General features: G+C 69.2%; 12 protein-coding genes. 7 read left to right on the forward strand and 5 right to left on the reverse strand.

Features of this window, described 5'->3' with window-relative positions:
- Positions 1-140: 140 nt before the first annotated feature.
- Positions 141-1,112, reverse strand: a complete 972-nt coding sequence (locus TN53_RS25300; RefSeq protein ID WP_046260937.1) for a LysR family transcriptional regulator — start codon at positions 1,110-1,112, stop codon at positions 141-143.
- Positions 1,113-1,239: 127 nt separating this feature from the next.
- On the opposite strand from TN53_RS25300, the gene TN53_RS25305 reads away from it, so the two are divergent.
- The 7 genes from TN53_RS25305 (at position 1,240) to TN53_RS25335 (ending at position 12,155) form a co-directional block, all read left to right on the forward strand.
- Positions 1,240-2,640, forward strand: coding sequence for an MFS transporter (locus TN53_RS25305; RefSeq protein WP_234441704.1), 1,401 nt, complete (start codon positions 1,240-1,242; stop codon positions 2,638-2,640).
- 242 nt (positions 2,641-2,882) lie between these two features.
- The gene (locus tag TN53_RS25310; protein ID WP_046260938.1) at positions 2,883-4,154 is read left to right on the forward strand and encodes an ABC transporter substrate-binding protein; all 1,272 of its coding nucleotides are present in this window, start codon (positions 2,883-2,885) and stop codon (positions 4,152-4,154) included.
- A complete protein-coding gene (locus TN53_RS25315; protein WP_046260939.1) occupies positions 4,151-5,095 on the forward strand; it encodes a carbohydrate ABC transporter permease in 945 nt (314 codons plus the stop codon). The genes TN53_RS25310 and TN53_RS25315 overlap by 4 nt, the downstream gene beginning before the upstream one ends.
- On the forward strand, positions 5,092-5,916 hold the full coding sequence (locus TN53_RS25320; protein ID WP_046260940.1) for a carbohydrate ABC transporter permease: 825 nt from the start codon (positions 5,092-5,094) through the stop codon (positions 5,914-5,916). Before TN53_RS25315 ends, TN53_RS25320 begins: the two co-directional genes overlap by 4 nt.
- A 10-nt stretch (positions 5,917-5,926) precedes the next feature.
- The gene (gene yicI, locus TN53_RS25325) at positions 5,927-8,176 is read left to right on the forward strand and encodes an alpha-xylosidase (RefSeq protein WP_046260941.1); all 2,250 of its coding nucleotides are present in this window, start codon (positions 5,927-5,929) and stop codon (positions 8,174-8,176) included.
- Positions 8,176-9,186, forward strand: a complete 1,011-nt coding sequence (locus tag TN53_RS25330) for a LacI family DNA-binding transcriptional regulator (RefSeq protein WP_046260942.1) — start codon at positions 8,176-8,178, stop codon at positions 9,184-9,186. Before yicI ends, TN53_RS25330 begins: the two co-directional genes overlap by 1 nt.
- Positions 9,187-9,245: 59 nt before the next feature.
- Entirely contained in the window at positions 9,246-12,155 is a 2,910-nt protein-coding gene (locus TN53_RS25335; protein ID WP_046260943.1) for a glycoside hydrolase family 3 protein, read from the forward strand.
- Positions 12,156-12,180: 25 nt separating this feature from the next.
- On the opposite strand, the gene TN53_RS45550 is transcribed toward TN53_RS25335, so the two are convergent.
- The 4 genes from TN53_RS45550 to TN53_RS25350 form a co-directional block, all read right to left on the reverse strand.
- Positions 12,181-12,348: a hypothetical protein gene (locus TN53_RS45550; RefSeq protein WP_420719123.1), complete on the reverse strand. Its 168-nt coding sequence runs from the start codon at positions 12,346-12,348 to the stop codon at positions 12,181-12,183.
- A 111-nt stretch (positions 12,349-12,459) separates the two neighbouring features.
- The gene (locus TN53_RS25340; RefSeq protein WP_046260972.1) at positions 12,460-13,608 is read right to left on the reverse strand and encodes an RNA-guided endonuclease InsQ/TnpB family protein; all 1,149 of its coding nucleotides are present in this window, start codon (positions 13,606-13,608) and stop codon (positions 12,460-12,462) included.
- A 153-nt stretch (positions 13,609-13,761) separates the two neighbouring features.
- On the reverse strand, positions 13,762-14,727 hold the full coding sequence (locus TN53_RS25345; RefSeq protein WP_046260944.1) for an alpha/beta hydrolase family esterase: 966 nt from the start codon (positions 14,725-14,727) through the stop codon (positions 13,762-13,764).
- A gap of 75 nt (positions 14,728-14,802) precedes the next feature.
- On the reverse strand, positions 14,803-15,441 hold the full coding sequence (locus TN53_RS25350) for a hypothetical protein (protein WP_052745304.1): 639 nt from the start codon (positions 15,439-15,441) through the stop codon (positions 14,803-14,805).
- Between the last annotated feature and the right edge of the window lie 70 nt (positions 15,442-15,511).

Here is a 15,511-nt window from a genome sequence, read left to right on the forward strand (position 1 = left end):
ACGGGACAGTTCTGGGTGCGCATACGACGCCGAGCACTCGTCGATCGAACCGAGCCCCCACCCGGCCCGAGCGCCCCCTTTACCACAGCGTGCTCAGGCCACGAATGTAGCGCACCGGCGGCCGATGTGTTTGGCATGTGTCAGTTGTGGACATTGATGATCTTCATGTCGATGGCCGGAATCCATGCCCCGGCGGGCCGGTGAAGCCATCCCTCGGCCGCCGAGAGCTCGGCCGCCGCCCGACGCAGAGCGTCGATTCCGGGGTGCACCAGCCCCTTGCGCCACACCAGTGACACCGGTGACAGTGGCACCGGATCGACGAGCGGGCGCAGCACGGCGTTCGGCATGGCTGGAAAGTCCACTACCGCGAGGACCGGATTACGTGTTCTGGCCATGACACGCCGGAACTCCTCGTGGCCGACCGCGAGCGGCGCGGGCGAGGCGACCTCGATCCCCCGTCCGTCGAACAGCCGACGCGCGAGATCCGTCCATTCCGGCGTACGAGGATTTCCGGCCCCCGCGTACACGTCCTCCCCCGCCAGCTCCGCCAGCGGCACCTGCGCCGACGCCGCCAGCCGGTGGTCCTCGGGCAGCACGACCGCCATGGGCTCGAACCGGACGATCTGGTGGTCGAGGCCCGCCCGCAGCCCCGGCGCCAGCCCCGCGTACCGGCCGAAGGAGGCGTCGAGGCGGCCCGCGAGCACCTCGGCCGCCGCACCGGTCAGCCCACTCTCGTAGCGGGCCATCAGCTCGATGTCGGGGGCGAGTTCGCGGGCCCGGTGCAGCACCCGGCTGCCGGTGCCCAGGCCCGGTGAGTTGATGTCGACCAGCAGTGGCCGGACCGGTCCGAAGGCGGCGAGCAGCGCGTCCTGCGCGTCCAGGACCCGGCGGGCGTGCGGCACCAGCCGCTCCCCGTCGGCCGTCAGCATCACCTGCCGGGTGGTCCGTACGAACAGCTCGGCGCCCAGCTCCCGCTCCAGCCGCCGTACGTCCCGGCTGAGCGCCTGCTGGGCGACGTAGAGCCGGGCCGCGGCACGGGTGAAGTGCAGTTCCTCGGCGACGGCGAGGAAAGCGCGCAGGAGGCGGGGGTCGAGGTGGGGCGGGGCGGGCATCCGGCGAAGCTACAACGGAGGTGCGTGGATCGGCTCCAGGAATTCCCGCGGATTCACAACCGGGAGGCGTGAATGCCCACCGATCAGGTGTTGGACTCCTTGATCACTCCCGGGCGACGGTGGACGCATGCCGCAACCCCTGTTCACCACGACCGCGGACACGCTCGTCGCCGTCGACTTCACCCCCCGGACCCGCCACCGGGAACCCGGCCCCTACCGCCGTCTCTTCACCCACCCCGGCACCCGCGCCTTCACCGTCGGAAACCTCCTCGCCCGCCTGCCCATGGGCATGTTCAGCGTGAGCGCGGTCATCATGATCGTCGCCGCGCGTGACTCGTACGCCCTCGCCGGCGCCGTCACCGCGACCGGCCTGGCGGCGACCGCGCTGGTCGCGCCCTGGACGGCACGGCTCGTCGACCGGTACGGGCAGGCCCGGATCGCCGTACCGGCAACGCTGCTCGCGGCGCTGGGCTCGCTCGCCCTGGTGCTGTGCGTCCACCGGGGCGCCCCCGACTGGACGTTGTTCGCCGCGTACGCCGCCACCGCCACCACCCCCAACACCGGCGGCATGTCCCGGGCCCGCTGGAACCATCTGCTCAGGGGCGACGACAAGGCCCTGCACACCGCGAACTCCTTCGAACAGGCCGCGGACGAACTGTGCTTCATGCTGGGCCCGGTGCTGGCCGTACTGCTGTGCAGTTCGCTCTTCCCGGAGGCGGGGACGCTCGTCGGGGTGGCCCTGCTGGTGACCGGGATCCTGGTGTTCGCGGCACAGCGGTCGACGGAACCGCCGGTGTCCGGGGCGCTCCAGAGGGCCAAGGCCCCGCTCCGCGCCCCCGGCATCCCTGCGCTCCTCGTCATCTGCCTCGCCATGGGCGCGGTGTTCGGGTCCATGGAGGTCGTCACCCTCGCGTTCGCGGACGTCCAGGGACACCCCTCGGCGGCCGGTGTCGTCCTGGCTCTCCAGGCGGCCGGTTCCTGCGCGGCCGGCCTGCTGTACGGCGCGTGGAAACCGTCCGGTCCGGCCGAGCACCGCTACCCGTGGTGCGTGGCCGCGATGACCGCGCTGATGACCCTGCCGCTGCTCGCCGCGTCCCTGACCGGATCCCTGCTCGTCCTCGCGGCCGCGCTGCTGATCGCCGGGATGGCGACGGCGCCGACGATGGTCACGGGTCTGACACTCGTCCAGGAACGCACCCCCGAGGGCCGCCTCAACGAGGGCATGACCCTCGCGGTGACCGGCCTCCTCGGCGGGATCGCCGGGGGCAGTGCGATCGGCGGCTGGACGGCCGAACACGTGTCGGCGACGGCGGGATTCGGGGTACCGGTGGCTGCGGCCGCGGTGGCGCTGGTGATCACGTCGTGGTGTTTCGCCCCCGCCACCCTTACCCGTTCCCATCCCCAAGGGGCTGCCGCCCCTTCGACCCCCGCTCCAGGCATCTCAGCCCGTCCGACGTTTGAGGACGAGGCCCCTTCAGGGCCGAAGCGGGGGTCTGGGGGCGGCAGCCCCCAGGGACGGGACGGGTAGGGGCGGCGGGGGCGAAACACTCCGCCACAACGCCGACAGCCGCTTGATCGACCCGTCGAACCCGCCCCCCAATTCGCGCGCACCCCATTGACGCCCTCACAGCCCGCACATACCTTCGCCCGTCGAAGCGCTTCGACGTCACGCATCGAATCGATTCGACGAACCGTTGCGTGACGCCCCCCAGCACCATCCGGCTCCGACTTCCCTGGAGGCACGGGATGTTGACGGCACGAAGGCGTGTGATGGCGACGGCGGTGGCCCTGACCGGGTCACTGCTCCTGGCCTCCTGCGGAGACTCGGACAGTGGGTCCTCCGAGGACGGCAAGACGCTCAAACTGTGGCATTACGAGGCACCCAACAGCGCGATGGGGCAGGCCTGGGACGAGGCGATCAAGGAGTTCAAGGCCAAGCACCCGGGCGTGAAGGTGGAGTTCGAGGCGAAGGGCTTCGAACAGATCCAGAAGACCGCCCCGATGGTCCTCAACTCCTCCGACGCACCCGACGTCATGGAGTACAACAAGGGCAACGCGACGGCGGGCCTCCTGTCCAAGCAGGGGCTCCTCACCGATCTCACCCAAGAGGCGACCACCCGCGGCTGGGACAAGAAACTCAGCGCGAGCGTCCGCACCACCAGCGTGTACGACACCAACGGCGTGATGGGCTCCGGCAAGTGGTACGGCGTCCCCAACTACGCCGAGTACACGATGGTCTTCTACAACAAGGACCTCTTCGCGAAGTACGGCATCGCCGAACCGAAGACGTTCGACGAACTGACCGCCGCGATGGACAAGTTCGTCCAGAACAAGGTCACCCCACTCGCCAACGCCGGCGCCGAGTACATCGCCCAGCAGTACCTCTACCAGCTCGCCCTGTCGAAGGCCGACCGCTCCTGGGTCGACTCGTACGAGCTCTACAAGGGCAAGACCGACTTCCACGACACCGCCTGGAGCTACGCCGCCGACACCTTCGCGGACTGGGTGAAGAAGGGCTACATCGCCAAGACCACCAGCAGCGCCAAGGCCGAGGACGCGGGCGTCTCCTTCATCCAGGGCAAGTCGCCGATCCTGTTCTCCGGCAGCTGGTGGTACGGCCGCTTCGTCGACGAGGCGAAGTTCGACTGGGGCACCTTCCTGTGGCCCGACTCGAACCTCACCCTCGGCTCCGGCGGCAACCTCTGGGTCGTCCCCAAGGGCGCCAAGAACAAGAAGCTGGCCTACGACTTCATCGACATCACCATGTCGAAGAAGATCCAGAACCTGCTCGGCAACAAGGGCGGTGTCCCGGTCGCGGCCGACGCGAGCGCCATCACCGACGCGAAGTCGAAGGCCCTCATCGACAACTTCAACGTCCTCTCCGAACGTGACGGCCTGGCCTTCTATCCCGACTGGCCGGTCCCCGGCTACTACGACGTCCTCGTCTCCGAGACCCAGAAGCTGATCACGAGCAGCGAGAAGCCGGACGGCTATCTGGACGCCCTCCAGGAGGCGTACGACAAGGGCGCGCCGAAGCAATGACGGTGACCGTCGAGAAGAGGGTGACCGGCAAAGAGACCCACGCCGGTCACCCTCGCCGCCCCCGCGACTCCTACGCCCTCTTCCTCCTGCCCGGTGTCCTCGCCTTCCTCGCCGTCATCGTCGTCCCGTTCCTGATGAACACCGGCGTCAGCTTCACCGACTGGCAGGGCGTGGGCTCCCCCAGCTGGACCGGCCTCGCCAACTACCGCGAACTGATGGACGATTCGGAGTTCTGGGAGTCGTTCCGGCACAGCCTGTTCATGGTCCTCGCCATGGCGGCCGTACCGACGGCGGTCGGACTGGTCCTGGCCGCCGCGCTGTTCGACTACATCGGCAAGCACTTCGGGTCGAGGATCGTCGCGGTACTGCGCGCCTGTTTCTACCTCCCCCAGGTCCTGCCGATCGCGGTCGCGGGCATCGTCTGGAGCTGGATCCTGGCTCCCACGGACGGCTCCCTCAACGAACTGCTCAAGACCATAGGGCTGTCGAGCTGGCAGCAGGACTGGCTCGGCGACCCCGACATCGCGCTCTACAGCGTCATGGGCGTGATGGTCTGGGTCCAGCTCGGCTTCCCGCTCGTCATCTTCATGGCGGGCCTGCAACGCGTGGACCCGCAGCTGTACGAGGCGGCCGAGCTGGACGGCGCCGGCTGGTGGCGCCGGTTCTGGCACATCACGCTGCCGCAGATCCGCCCGGAGATCTACGTCGTCCTGACCTGGTGCACGATCGCCGCGCTGAAGGTCTTCGGCGCGGTGTACGTCCTGACGAAGGGCGGCCCGGGTGGCGCTACGAACGTCCCGTCCTACTTCTCCTTCACCACGTTCTTCGAGAAGACGCAGGTCGGCTACGGCGCCGCCATCTCCACCGTTCTCACGGTGATCATCCTGGTCCTGTCCCTGATCGGCCTGAAGCTCCAGACCCGCGCGGAGGGGAAAGCATGAGCACCGCGCTACGCCGTTACCCCGTCCTCGTCGCCCTGTGCGTCGCGGCCCTCTTCATGGTCGTGCCCTTCCTGATCGTCGCGATCAACGCGGTCAAGTCCCCCGCCGAGTACTCCCAGAACGGCCCCCTGAGCCTCCCCGACGGCCTCTACCTGGACGGTCTGAAGGACTTCTGGGAGCGCGTCGACTACAGCCAGAAGCTCTTCAACTCCCTGCTGATCAGCGGCGGAGTCGCGATCTTCGCGGTGATCCTGTCCGTCCTCAACGCGTACGCGATCGGCATCGGCCGCATCAAGGGCCGCACCTGGGTGCTGGCCTTCTTCGTCCTGGCGAACATGCTGCCGCAGGAGGCGCTGGTCTACCCGATCTACTACCTGAGCAAGGAAGCCGGGCTCTACGACACCAGGCTCAGCGTGATCATCGTGTTCACGGTGATCCAGGCGGCGTTCGGCACCTATCTCCTCTCCTCCGTCCTGGGCCAGTTCCCCCGCGAGATCATCGAGGCCGCGAAGATCGACGGCGCCGACAAATGGCAGATCCTGTGGCGGATCGTCGTCCCGGTGAGCCGCCCCACCATCGGCGTGCTGCTGGTGTTCTTCTTCATCTGGACCTGGAACGAGTTCCTGCTCCCCCTGGTGATGCTGATCTCCAACGACAACCAGACGGTGTCGGTGGCCCTCGGCGTCCTCCAGGGCCAGCGCCTCATGGACGCCACGATGACCAACGCGGCAGCGCTCCTGGGTGTCCTCCCGGCCATCGTCTTCTTCCTTCTGTTCCAGCGGACCCTCACCCGCGGCATCGCCGTGGGTGCCGTCAAATAAGGACCCCCACATGAAGTTCACCGACGGTTACTGGCTGCTGCGCGAGGGCGTCACGGCGGACCACCCCGCCCAGGTCCTCGATGTCACCCCCACCGAGTCCGGCCTGGAGATCCACGCACCCTCCCGGCCCATCCGCAGCCGCGGCGACCTGATGACGGGACCGGTCATGACGATCAACGCCCACACGCCGATGCCGGACGTCGTGGGCGTGACGTTCACCCACTTCGAGGGCGAGCAGCCCAGAGGCCCCGAGTTCGAACTCAGCACGGACAACCCCGCCGCCCAGATCGCCTACGACGACGACCACGCGACCCTGACCTCGGGCGACCTCTCGGTCCGCTTCGCCACCGAGGGCCCCTGGCACCTCGACTTCCGCGCCCACGGCCGTGTCCTGACCAGCAGCGGCCACAAGAGCATGGGCATCATGCGGGACGCGGCCGGCGGCCACTATCTGCGTGAGCAGCTCAACCTCACGGTCGGCACCAGCGTCTACGGCCTCGGCGAAAGATTCGGCCCGCTGGTCAAGAACGGCCAGGTCGTCGACATCTGGAACGCCGACGGCGGCACGACCACCGAACAGGCCTACAAGAACGTCCCGTTCTATCTGACGGACGCGGGTTACGGCGTCTTCGTCGACCACCCGGGCAAGGTCTCCTTCGAGGTCGCCTCGGAGGCGGTCTCCAGGGTCCAGTTCAGCGCGGAGACACAGGAGTTGACGTACTACGTCATCTACGGCCCCACGCCGAAGGACATCCTCCGCAAGTACACGGCCCTCACCGGCCGCCCGGCCCTCCCGCCCGCCTGGTCCTTCGGCCTGTGGCTCTCGACCTCCTTCACCACCTCCTACGACGAGGAGACGGTGACCTCCTTCATCGAGGGCATGCGGGAGCGCGAACTCCCGCTCTCCGTCTTCCACTTCGACTGCTTCTGGATGCGCGAGCACAACTGGTGCGACTTCGAGTGGGACCCACGGGTGTTCCCGGACCCCGAGGGCATGCTCAAGCGGCTCAAGGAGCGCGGGCTGCGGGTCTGTGTCTGGATCAACCCGTACATCGCCCAGCGCTCCCCTCTCTTCGCGGAGGGCAAGGCGCTCGGGCATCTGCTGAAGCGGCCGGACGGCAGGGTCTGGCAGTGGGACCACTGGCAGCCGGGGATGGCGTTCGTGGACTTCACCAGCCCGGCGGCGCGCGAGTGGTACGCGTCCAAGCTGGAGGGGCTGCTCGCGCAGGGCGTCGACTGCTTCAAGACCGACTTCGGCGAGCGCGTGCCCCTCGACGTGGCCTGGTCGGACGGCTCGGACCCGGAGCGGATGCACAACTACTACACCTACCTCTACAACCGCACCGTCTTCGACGTGCTGCGGAGGCAACGGGGCGAGGAGGAGGCGGTCGTCTTCGCCCGGTCGGCGACGGCCGGCAGCCAGAAGTTCCCCGTCCACTGGGGCGGCGACTGCGAGGCGACGTACGAGTCGATGGCGGAGTCACTGCGCGGCGGACTCTCGCTGGGGCTCTCCGGCTTCGGGTTCTGGAGCCATGACATCGGCGGCTTCGAGGGCACCCCGACGCCGTCGCTGTTCAAGCGGTGGCTGGCCTTCGGACTGCTGTCCTCCCACAGCCGGCTGCACGGCAGCTCGTCGTATCGCGTCCCGTGGCTCTTCGACGAGGAATCGGTCGACGTACTGCGGCACTTCACCCGGCTCAAGCTCCGGCTCATGCCCTATCTGTACGAGGCCGCCCGCACCGCCCACACCGAGGGCGTGCCGGTCATGCGGGCGATGGTGCTGGAGTTCCCGGACGACCCGGGGTGCGCGCATCTGGAGCGGCAGTACATGCTCGGGACCGATCTGCTGGTGGCGCCGGTGTTCAGCGACTCCGACGAGGTCTCGTACTACGTTCCCGAAGGCACGTGGACCCACTTCGTCAGCGGGCAGACGGTCACCGGCCCACGCTGGGTCCGCGAGCAGCACGACTTCCTCAGCGTGCCGCTGCTCGTGCGGCCCGGTGCGGTGATCCCGGTCGGCGCGGTGGCCGACCGGCCCGACTACGACCACGCCGACGGGGTGACGCTGCGGGCCTACGGCCTGGAGCGGGGCGCCCAGGTGACGGTACGGGTCGGGGACGTGGCCTACACCGTCGTACGCGAAGGGGACACGCTGCGGGCCTCGTGCGGCGACCCTTCGGCGCCGTGGGCGCTGGCGGCCGGGGAGCGGGTCGTGCGGGCGCAGGCCGGGACCGGGTTTCTCACGGTGGAGCTGGGCTGATGGTGAAGATCACTGATGTGGCCCGGCACGCCGGTGTCTCCCCCAGCACCGTGTCGTACGCGCTCAGCGGCAAGCGCCCGATCTCCGAGGAGACCCGGCAGCGTGTCGAGGCGTCCATCCGCGAGCTGGGCTACCGGCCGCACGCGGGCGCCCGGGCGCTGGCCAGCAGCAGATCGAACGTACTGGCGCTGGTGGTGCCCTTACGCACCGGGATCCACGTCCCGGTGGTGATGCAGTTCGCGGTGTCGGTGGTGACGACGGCACGGCGCTACGACCATGACGTGCTGCTGCTGACGCAGGAGGAGGGCGAGGACGGGCTGCGCCGGGTCGCCGACACGGCACTGGTGGACGCGATGATCGTCATGGACGTCCAACTCGACGACCCCCGGCTGCCGTTGCTGCGCTCGCTGGAGCGGCCGTCGGTGATGATCGGGTTCCCGGCCGAGGCGGACGGTCTGACCTGTATCGACCTCGACTTCAAGGCGGCCGGCGAGGCGTGCGTGGAGCATCTGGCGCGGCTGGGGCACCGGGTGGTCGCGCTGGTCGGGTCGCCGCCCGAGGTGTACGTCCGCCAGACCGCGTTCGCCCAGCGTGTGGTCCAGGGTTTCACCGCCGCCGCGGACCGGGGCCGGCTCGCCTCCTCGGTCCACCCGTGCGAGGCCTCGCCCGCCGCCGCCCGCGAGGTCGCCGAGCAACTGCTGCGCGAGCAGCCCGCGCTGACCGGGGTCGTCGTCCACAACGAGGCGATCCTCGAACCTCTCATCGACGCCTTCGAGCAGCTCGGCCTGCGCGTCCCCGCCGATCTCTCCGTCACCGCCATCTGCCCCGACGAACTCGCCGGGAACCTCCGCGTCCCCGTCACCTCGGTCGCCCTGCCCTCCGCCGAGGTCGGCACCCGGGCCGTGGAGCTGCTGATGAAGAAGCTCGACCACAAGACGGTGCCCGAGGCCACGCTGTTGCCGCCCCGGATGACGGAACGCGCGAGCACGGCGCCGAGGAACGCCCCCTGAGCTCCACAGATGCCCCGGTATGCCCGCAAATGCAAGGCCCTACTTGAAGGAGCCGTGACATGAAAGGCAGCAAGAGACGTAGAAGAACCACCCTGGTCGTGGCGCTGGCCCTGATCGCAGGGCTCGGCGCCACCGTCCCCTCCCACGCGGAGGAGACGTACGCCTTCCGCGACCCGTCCCTGACCGTGGACCAGCGAGTCGACGACCTCCTGGCCCGCCTCAGCCTCGACGAGAAGATCGGCCTCCTCCACCAGTACCAGGCCGCGGTCCCCCGGCTCGGCATCCAGTCCTTCCGCACCGGCACCGAGGCCCTGCACGGCGTCGCCTGGCTCGGCGAGACCACCGTCTTCCCCCAGGCCATCGGGCTCGCCTCCACCTGGGACCCGGCCCTGATGGAACAGGTCGGCTCGGCGGTCGGCGACGAGGCGCGCGGCTTCCAGCAGGAACGCCCGGCCGGCTGGGGCCTCAACCTCTGGGCACCCGTGGTGAACCCGCTCCGCGACCCGCGCTGGGGCCGCAACGAGGAGGGCTACAGCGAGGACCCCGGGCTGACCGGAGCGCTGTCGACGGCGTACGGCCAGGGTCTGACCGGCGGCGACCCCGATCACCTGAAGACCGCGCCCACCCTCAAGCACTACCTCGCCAACAACAACGAGTGGCACCGCACGACCACCTCCTCCGACCTGCGCCCGCGCGTCGCGAAGGAGTACGACGAGGCGGCCTTCAGACCGGCGATCGAGGCGAACGCGGCGACGGGGGTCATGTCCTCGTACAACCTGGTCAACGGCCATCCCGCGACGGTGAATCCGGACCTGGACGACGTCGTACGGAAGTGGACCTCGTACGACCTGCTGAACGTCACCGACGCCTTCGCCCCGGGCAACCTCCCCGGCGACCAGAAGTACTACCCGAGCGTGACCGAGGGCGACGCGGCCGCGATGAAGGCCGGCATCGACAGCTTCACGGACAACGACGCGAACTCGTCGGTGACGACCGGCGCGGTCAAGTCGGCTCTGGAGCAAGGTCTGTTGGAGGAGTCGGACGTCGACGAGGCCGCGGGGCACATCCTGTCCGTGCGGGTCCGGCTCGGCGAGTTCGACCCGGGCGGCGGCAGGTACGGCTCGATCGACAAGTCCGTCATCAACAGCCCCGCCCACCAGAAGCTGGCCCGCAAGGCGGCCACGGAAGGTGCCGTGCTGCTGAAGAACCAGGCGGGCACCCTGCCGCTGAAGAAGTCCGCGAAGGACGTCGCCGTCGTCGGCCCGCTCGCCGACACCCTCTACACCGACTGGTACTCGGGCACGCTCCCGTACGCGGTCACCCCGGCCGACGGCATCGCGGCCAAGCTCGGCACCGCCGTCACGACCAACGAGGGCGTCGACCGGATCGCGCTGAGGAACGCGGACACCGGCCGTTACGTCACCGCGGGCACGGACGCGGACGGCGAGCCGCTCAAGGAGACGTCGGCCTCGGACGCGAGCGCCCAGTTCGATGTCTTCGACTGGGGCGCGGGCATCGTCACCCTGCGCTCCGCCGCCAACGGCAGGTATGTCGGCTACAACTGGGCGAACTTCGTCAACGACCAGGTGCAGCCGAACGGTTGGTTCGTCCAGCAGCAGTTCAAGCTGGAGGAGCAGGCGGACGGTACGTATCTCCTGCGTTACGCCGGCTACGAGACCGAGGAGTCCTGGTGGGGCAACCCCGTCTATCTCGGCCCGACCGGTGAGGACGGCACGCTCGGCCTGGTCGCGAAGGACGCCGCCGCGCACTACACCAAGGACGTCGTCCGCAGCGGTGTCGAGGAGGCCGTGGCCGCGGTCAAGGGCAGGGACAACGCGGTGGTCGTGGTCGGCTCCAACCCGTCGATCAACGGCCGCGAGGCCCACGACCGCACCGACATGGGCCTGGCCCCGGCACAGGAAGCCCTGGTCAGGGCGGTCAAAGCGGCCAACCCTCGGGTCGTGGTGATAGTCGAGAACAGCTACCCGACCACCCTCGGCGCCCTCCAGAAGGAGGTCCCGGCCGTCCTGTGGACCTCCCACGCGGGCCAGGAGACCGGAAACGCCCTCGCCGACCTCCTCTACGGCGACGCCAACCCGTCGGGCCGCCTCACCCAGACCTGGTACCGCTCGGAGTCGGACCTCCCGTCGATCCTCGACTACGACATCATCAAGTCCGACCGCACCTACCAGTACTTCAAGGGCAGCCCGCTCCATCCGTTCGGCTACGGGCTCTCCTACACGTCCTTCCGCTACGGCGACCTTCACAAGACGGCCGACGGCTACGCGGTGAACGTCACCAACACCGGTAGCCGCACCGGCGACGAGGTCGTCCAGCTCTACGCCCACCAACGCGTCTCCCGCGACAAGCAGCCCCTGAAGCAGCTGGAGGCCTTCCAGCGGGTGACGCTGAAGCCGGGCGAGACGAAGACGGTCAAGCTGAGGCCGGCGAAGAAGGACCTCGCGCACTGGGACGTCACGCGCTCCAAGTGGGTGGTGGAGAGCGGCACTTACGACATCATGGTCGGTGCCTCCTCCACGGACATCCGCACACGCACGACCTGGCAGGTGTCCGGCGAGACGATCCCGGCCCGCGACCTCTCCCGCACGACCCGCGCCGAGAACTTCGACGACTACGAGGGCACACGTCTCGTCGACGAGTCGAAGGAGCGCGGTACGGCGGTGGGGGTGACGGCCGACCGGGCGTGGCTGAAGTACGGGGACGCCCGACTCGGCTCGGGCGCCTCGAAGTTCACGGCTCGCGTGGCCGGCGCGTCCGGCACGGTCGAGGTCCGGCTGGGCTCCCCGACCGGCACCCTCGTCGGTACGGCGGCCTTCGGCGGCACCTCGTCGCCGTACGCCTACGAGACGGTGACCGCCGACCTCTCGCGGGCGGCGAAGGGCCGTGCCGACGTCTACCTGGTGCTGAAGGGAGCGGGCCTGCGCCTGGCGACGTTCAGTCTGCGCTGAGACCGCGTGGCGCAGGCCCTTCGCCTCAGCAGAGGAGGGGCTTGCGCCACGCGCACTCGAGGTCGCTGCCACGTGCCGACCGCGGCTCGACCAGTGTGGCGGCCTCCTCCGTCGACTTCGCGAGCGTGACCACGATGGCGTCCTCCAACGGCTTGACGGAGGACGCCAGATAATTGTTGAGGACGATGGTCAACTGCTCCGCCGCACGTTACCGAGGTTACTGACTCGGTTCGACGCGGCTTTGCTTATGCTCCCGACTACCCTCTACGACAGGACGGTCACGGGGCACATCCACCGTTCCCAGCTACGCTGGGGCCGGATCGGGCATGTTGACGAATACCCACGCCGAGCGTGCGCGGTCACGCACGTTGATCCCGGCGACGTGGTCGGCTGGCCCAGCGAGGCCGCACCGACGACAGCGGAAAATGTCCCGAGTGGGGCGGTTGCCGCGCTCAGTGTGTCCGCAGCGCGGGCAGCGCTGCGAGGTGTAGGCCGCATCCACCTCGATGAACGGCACTCCGGCACGCCTCGCCTTGTAAGCGATAAAAGCGCCGAGCTGGTGGAACGGCCAGGAGGACAGTCGTGCTCGCTGGTCGCGGGAAACCGTAACCCGATCGCGGATGCCCTGGAGTTCCTCCAGGGCGATGCCGCGCTCGGTGCGTTGGGCGACAGCAACAACCGTCTTGGCCACCTTGTGATTGACGTGGCTGGCGTGGCGGGCTTCCTTCCTCGCCCGCTTCTTGAGGAGCTGCTTGGCAGACCGGGTCTGTTTGGCCTGGAGTTCAGCCCGTTTGCGGGTCTGCCAGCGCCGGTAACGGCCGAGCCTGCGGCCTTGATGGTTGTCTCCGTCCGAGGTGGTGGCGAGGTTGACGATGCCCCGGTCTACACCGATGAAGTCCCTCGGCTCGAACGCCTCGGGCTCGGGGAGGTCGAGGGTGGCGATCAGGAACCACTTGCCGTCCCGGAACACCAGGTCGGACTCGCCCTTGCGGTGCTCGGCCAGGGCCTTGAGCGCTTCCGGGGAGCAGGCGAACGGGACGTCCTTAATCCGTCCGTCCAGGGTCCAGATCGAGACGGTCTGTGCATCGTAGTTCCACGACAGACACCGGTCGTCGTACGTGTGCGCCGCATGCGGGCGGAATGCTACCGGCTTGGATTCCGCTTTGCGGCGCCGCTTCGATCCCTCGGGACCGAACCTTCCGGCCCTGATGCCCGCCCGCAGCGACGTAGAGGCATCGGCCACGCGCTTGATGATGTGCTGCGCGGCCTGGGCCCCGAAGCCGAGAGCCTTTAGTTCGCCGTAACACAGCTTGCGCAGCTCCCGGACAGACGCCTTGAGCCCGAAACGCTCGAAGCCTGTGGCGGACACCCAGTTGGCCGCCTTGTTGATCGCGGGCAAAGTGTGCTCAAGTGCCGGTGCCTGCACGGCATCCGGCATGACCTTGACTTGCACCACTAGCTTCACAACCACCGAACGTACACAGCCATGCGACACTCCACCGCACGTTCCCAATCGATCACACTACCGAGTGAACGGGGTGCCCTGGTCCGGCCCTTCGGGCCGGAGTCCTGGAGCGCTTCTCCACATCACGCTGAAGAGCCCGTCTCAGCCGCCCAGCCCCCAGGCCGCCCCCATCCGGTACGCGGCACACAGGTTCACATCGAGGATGTACGCCCCGGCGGTCCCGCACTGCGCGCTCCCGCTGCCGGGGTCGACGGGCTGCCCGTGCCCCATGCCGGTGATGCTGTACGTCTCGACGACGGTGTCGCCGCCCGCGTTCGTGTACGTCCGATGCGGATATCCGGCGACGGTGTCACTCACGTCCGCGACCTGGTCCCCGCCCCGCACGTCGGTCCACTGCTCGACGAGGTCGGTCATGTTCACGGGTTTCACGGTGTAGTCGGCGCTCCCCTGGAACGCGACCAGCGTCGGCCAGGGCCCGGCGTACCCGGGGCGCGCGGCCCGTACCCGGTCGCCCCACTGGTCCGGCGTCTGCGTGGCCCCGACGTACATGCACACGTACGGCGACCCGGCGGCCTGCGCACACCCGTACGGCAGCCCGGCGACGATCCCGCCCGCCGCGAACTTCTCGGGATACGCGGCCATCATCACGGCGGCGAGCCCGCCCCCGGCGGACAGCCCGGTGACATGCACCGGCCCCCCGGAGACATCGCCGACCTGCCGCTCCACCATCTGCGCGACGGACGCGGCCTCGCCCTGGCCGCGTGCCATGTCGCCGCTCTGGAACCAGTTGAAGCAGAGCGAGGCGTTGTTGGCGGACTGCTGCTGCGGCAGCACCACGGAGAAGCCCCACCGGTCGGCGAGCTGCGTCCACCCGCTGCCGGTGCCGTATCCGGAGGCGTTCTGGGTGCACCCGTGCAGCGCGACGACGACCGGCCGCCCGGCGGGCAGCCCGTCGGGGACGTACCGGAACATCCGCAGCGCGCCGGGATTGGTCCCGAACCCGGTGACCTCCTGGACGGAGGCGGCGGAGGCGGGCGTCGGGGTCAGGAGGACGGCGAGGAGCGCCGTCAGGACGGTGAGCAGGGTCGCGGCTCTGGTCTGTGTCATGGGGAGGGACCGTAGAAGCGTGAACGAGCCCCCGATATGGGGTCACGCACCACAACGGGCGGGCCGACCGTGGGGCTACCAGACCCCTCCGTAGGTCACCGTCCGCCCCGGGCCCACCTCACGGGCGACCCGCTCGGTCAACTCCCGGCCCACGTCCCGCAGTCGGTCGTGGGCCGCGGTGAGCGCGGCGCCGTCCCGGTCCGTCAGCCAGGTGTCCATGGCGGCGGTGATGTCCCGCGCCCACCGGTTCAGGTCGTCCACCAGCCCGTCGGAGAGATCGAGGGCGGCGGCGGGGTCGTCGGGGGCGAAGTCGCCGAAGCCCTCGGCGCGCAGCGGGTGCCACTTGTACTCGCACTCGACGACAAGGTGCAGCGGGTGCGGAGGGGTGCCGTGCGCGTCAAGGGACCAGTACAGCTGCCCGCACCCCCAGCACACGGTCTTGTCGGTGCGGTGCCGCTCGTCCCGGTACCGCACCACCCATGCGGGACCGAGCTGCTTCGCCAGCGCCCGGGCCACCTCCAACCCCTGCTTGACGTGCCTGCGCAGAGCCGGCCGGTCGGTGAAGCCGCCGGGAGGACGGGCCAGGATCCACTCGCGCAGCCGATCGGTGAGGTCGGCGGGCAGCTCGGTGGCGAGGTCGGTGGACAGGTCGCCCCACGGCAGATCCGCGTCGGCGCGCAGCAGTAGCTGCCGGGGCTCGGTTTCGTCGGTCAAGGCACGTCCGTGGGTCATGGCGGCATGGCAAAGGCCCCGTCGCTCGAAAGCTACGGGGCCTCGCCCACAT

It is taken from the genome of Streptomyces sp. WM6386 (assembly GCF_000972385.1).
GTDB lineage: Bacteria > Actinomycetota > Actinomycetes > Streptomycetales > Streptomycetaceae > Streptomyces.

Bases quoted from the DNA above. Each gene is read 5' to 3' on its own strand.
- TN53_RS25330 (WP_046260942.1), top strand. From the start codon at position 8,176: ATGGTGAAGATCACTGATGTGGCCCGGCACGCCGGTGTCTCCCCCAGC.
- TN53_RS25310 (WP_046260938.1), top strand. From the start codon at position 2,883: ATGGCGACGGCGGTGGCCCTGACCGGGTCACTGCTCCTGGCCTCCTGC.
- TN53_RS25320 (WP_046260940.1), top strand. From the start codon at position 5,092: ATGAGCACCGCGCTACGCCGTTACCCCGTCCTCGTCGCCCTGTGCGTC.
- TN53_RS25335 (WP_046260943.1), top strand. From the start codon at position 9,246: ATGAAAGGCAGCAAGAGACGTAGAAGAACCACCCTGGTCGTGGCGCTG.
- yicI (WP_046260941.1), top strand. From the start codon at position 5,927: ATGAAGTTCACCGACGGTTACTGGCTGCTGCGCGAGGGCGTCACGGCG.
- TN53_RS25305 (WP_234441704.1), top strand. From the start codon at position 1,240: ATGCCGCAACCCCTGTTCACCACGACCGCGGACACGCTCGTCGCCGTC.
- TN53_RS25315 (WP_046260939.1), top strand. From the start codon at position 4,151: ATGACGGTGACCGTCGAGAAGAGGGTGACCGGCAAAGAGACCCACGCC.
- TN53_RS25300 (WP_046260937.1), bottom strand. From the start codon at position 1,112: ATGCCCGCCCCGCCCCACCTCGACCCCCGCCTCCTGCGCGCTTTCCTC.
- TN53_RS25345 (WP_046260944.1), bottom strand. From the start codon at position 14,727: ATGACACAGACCAGAGCCGCGACCCTGCTCACCGTCCTGACGGCGCTC.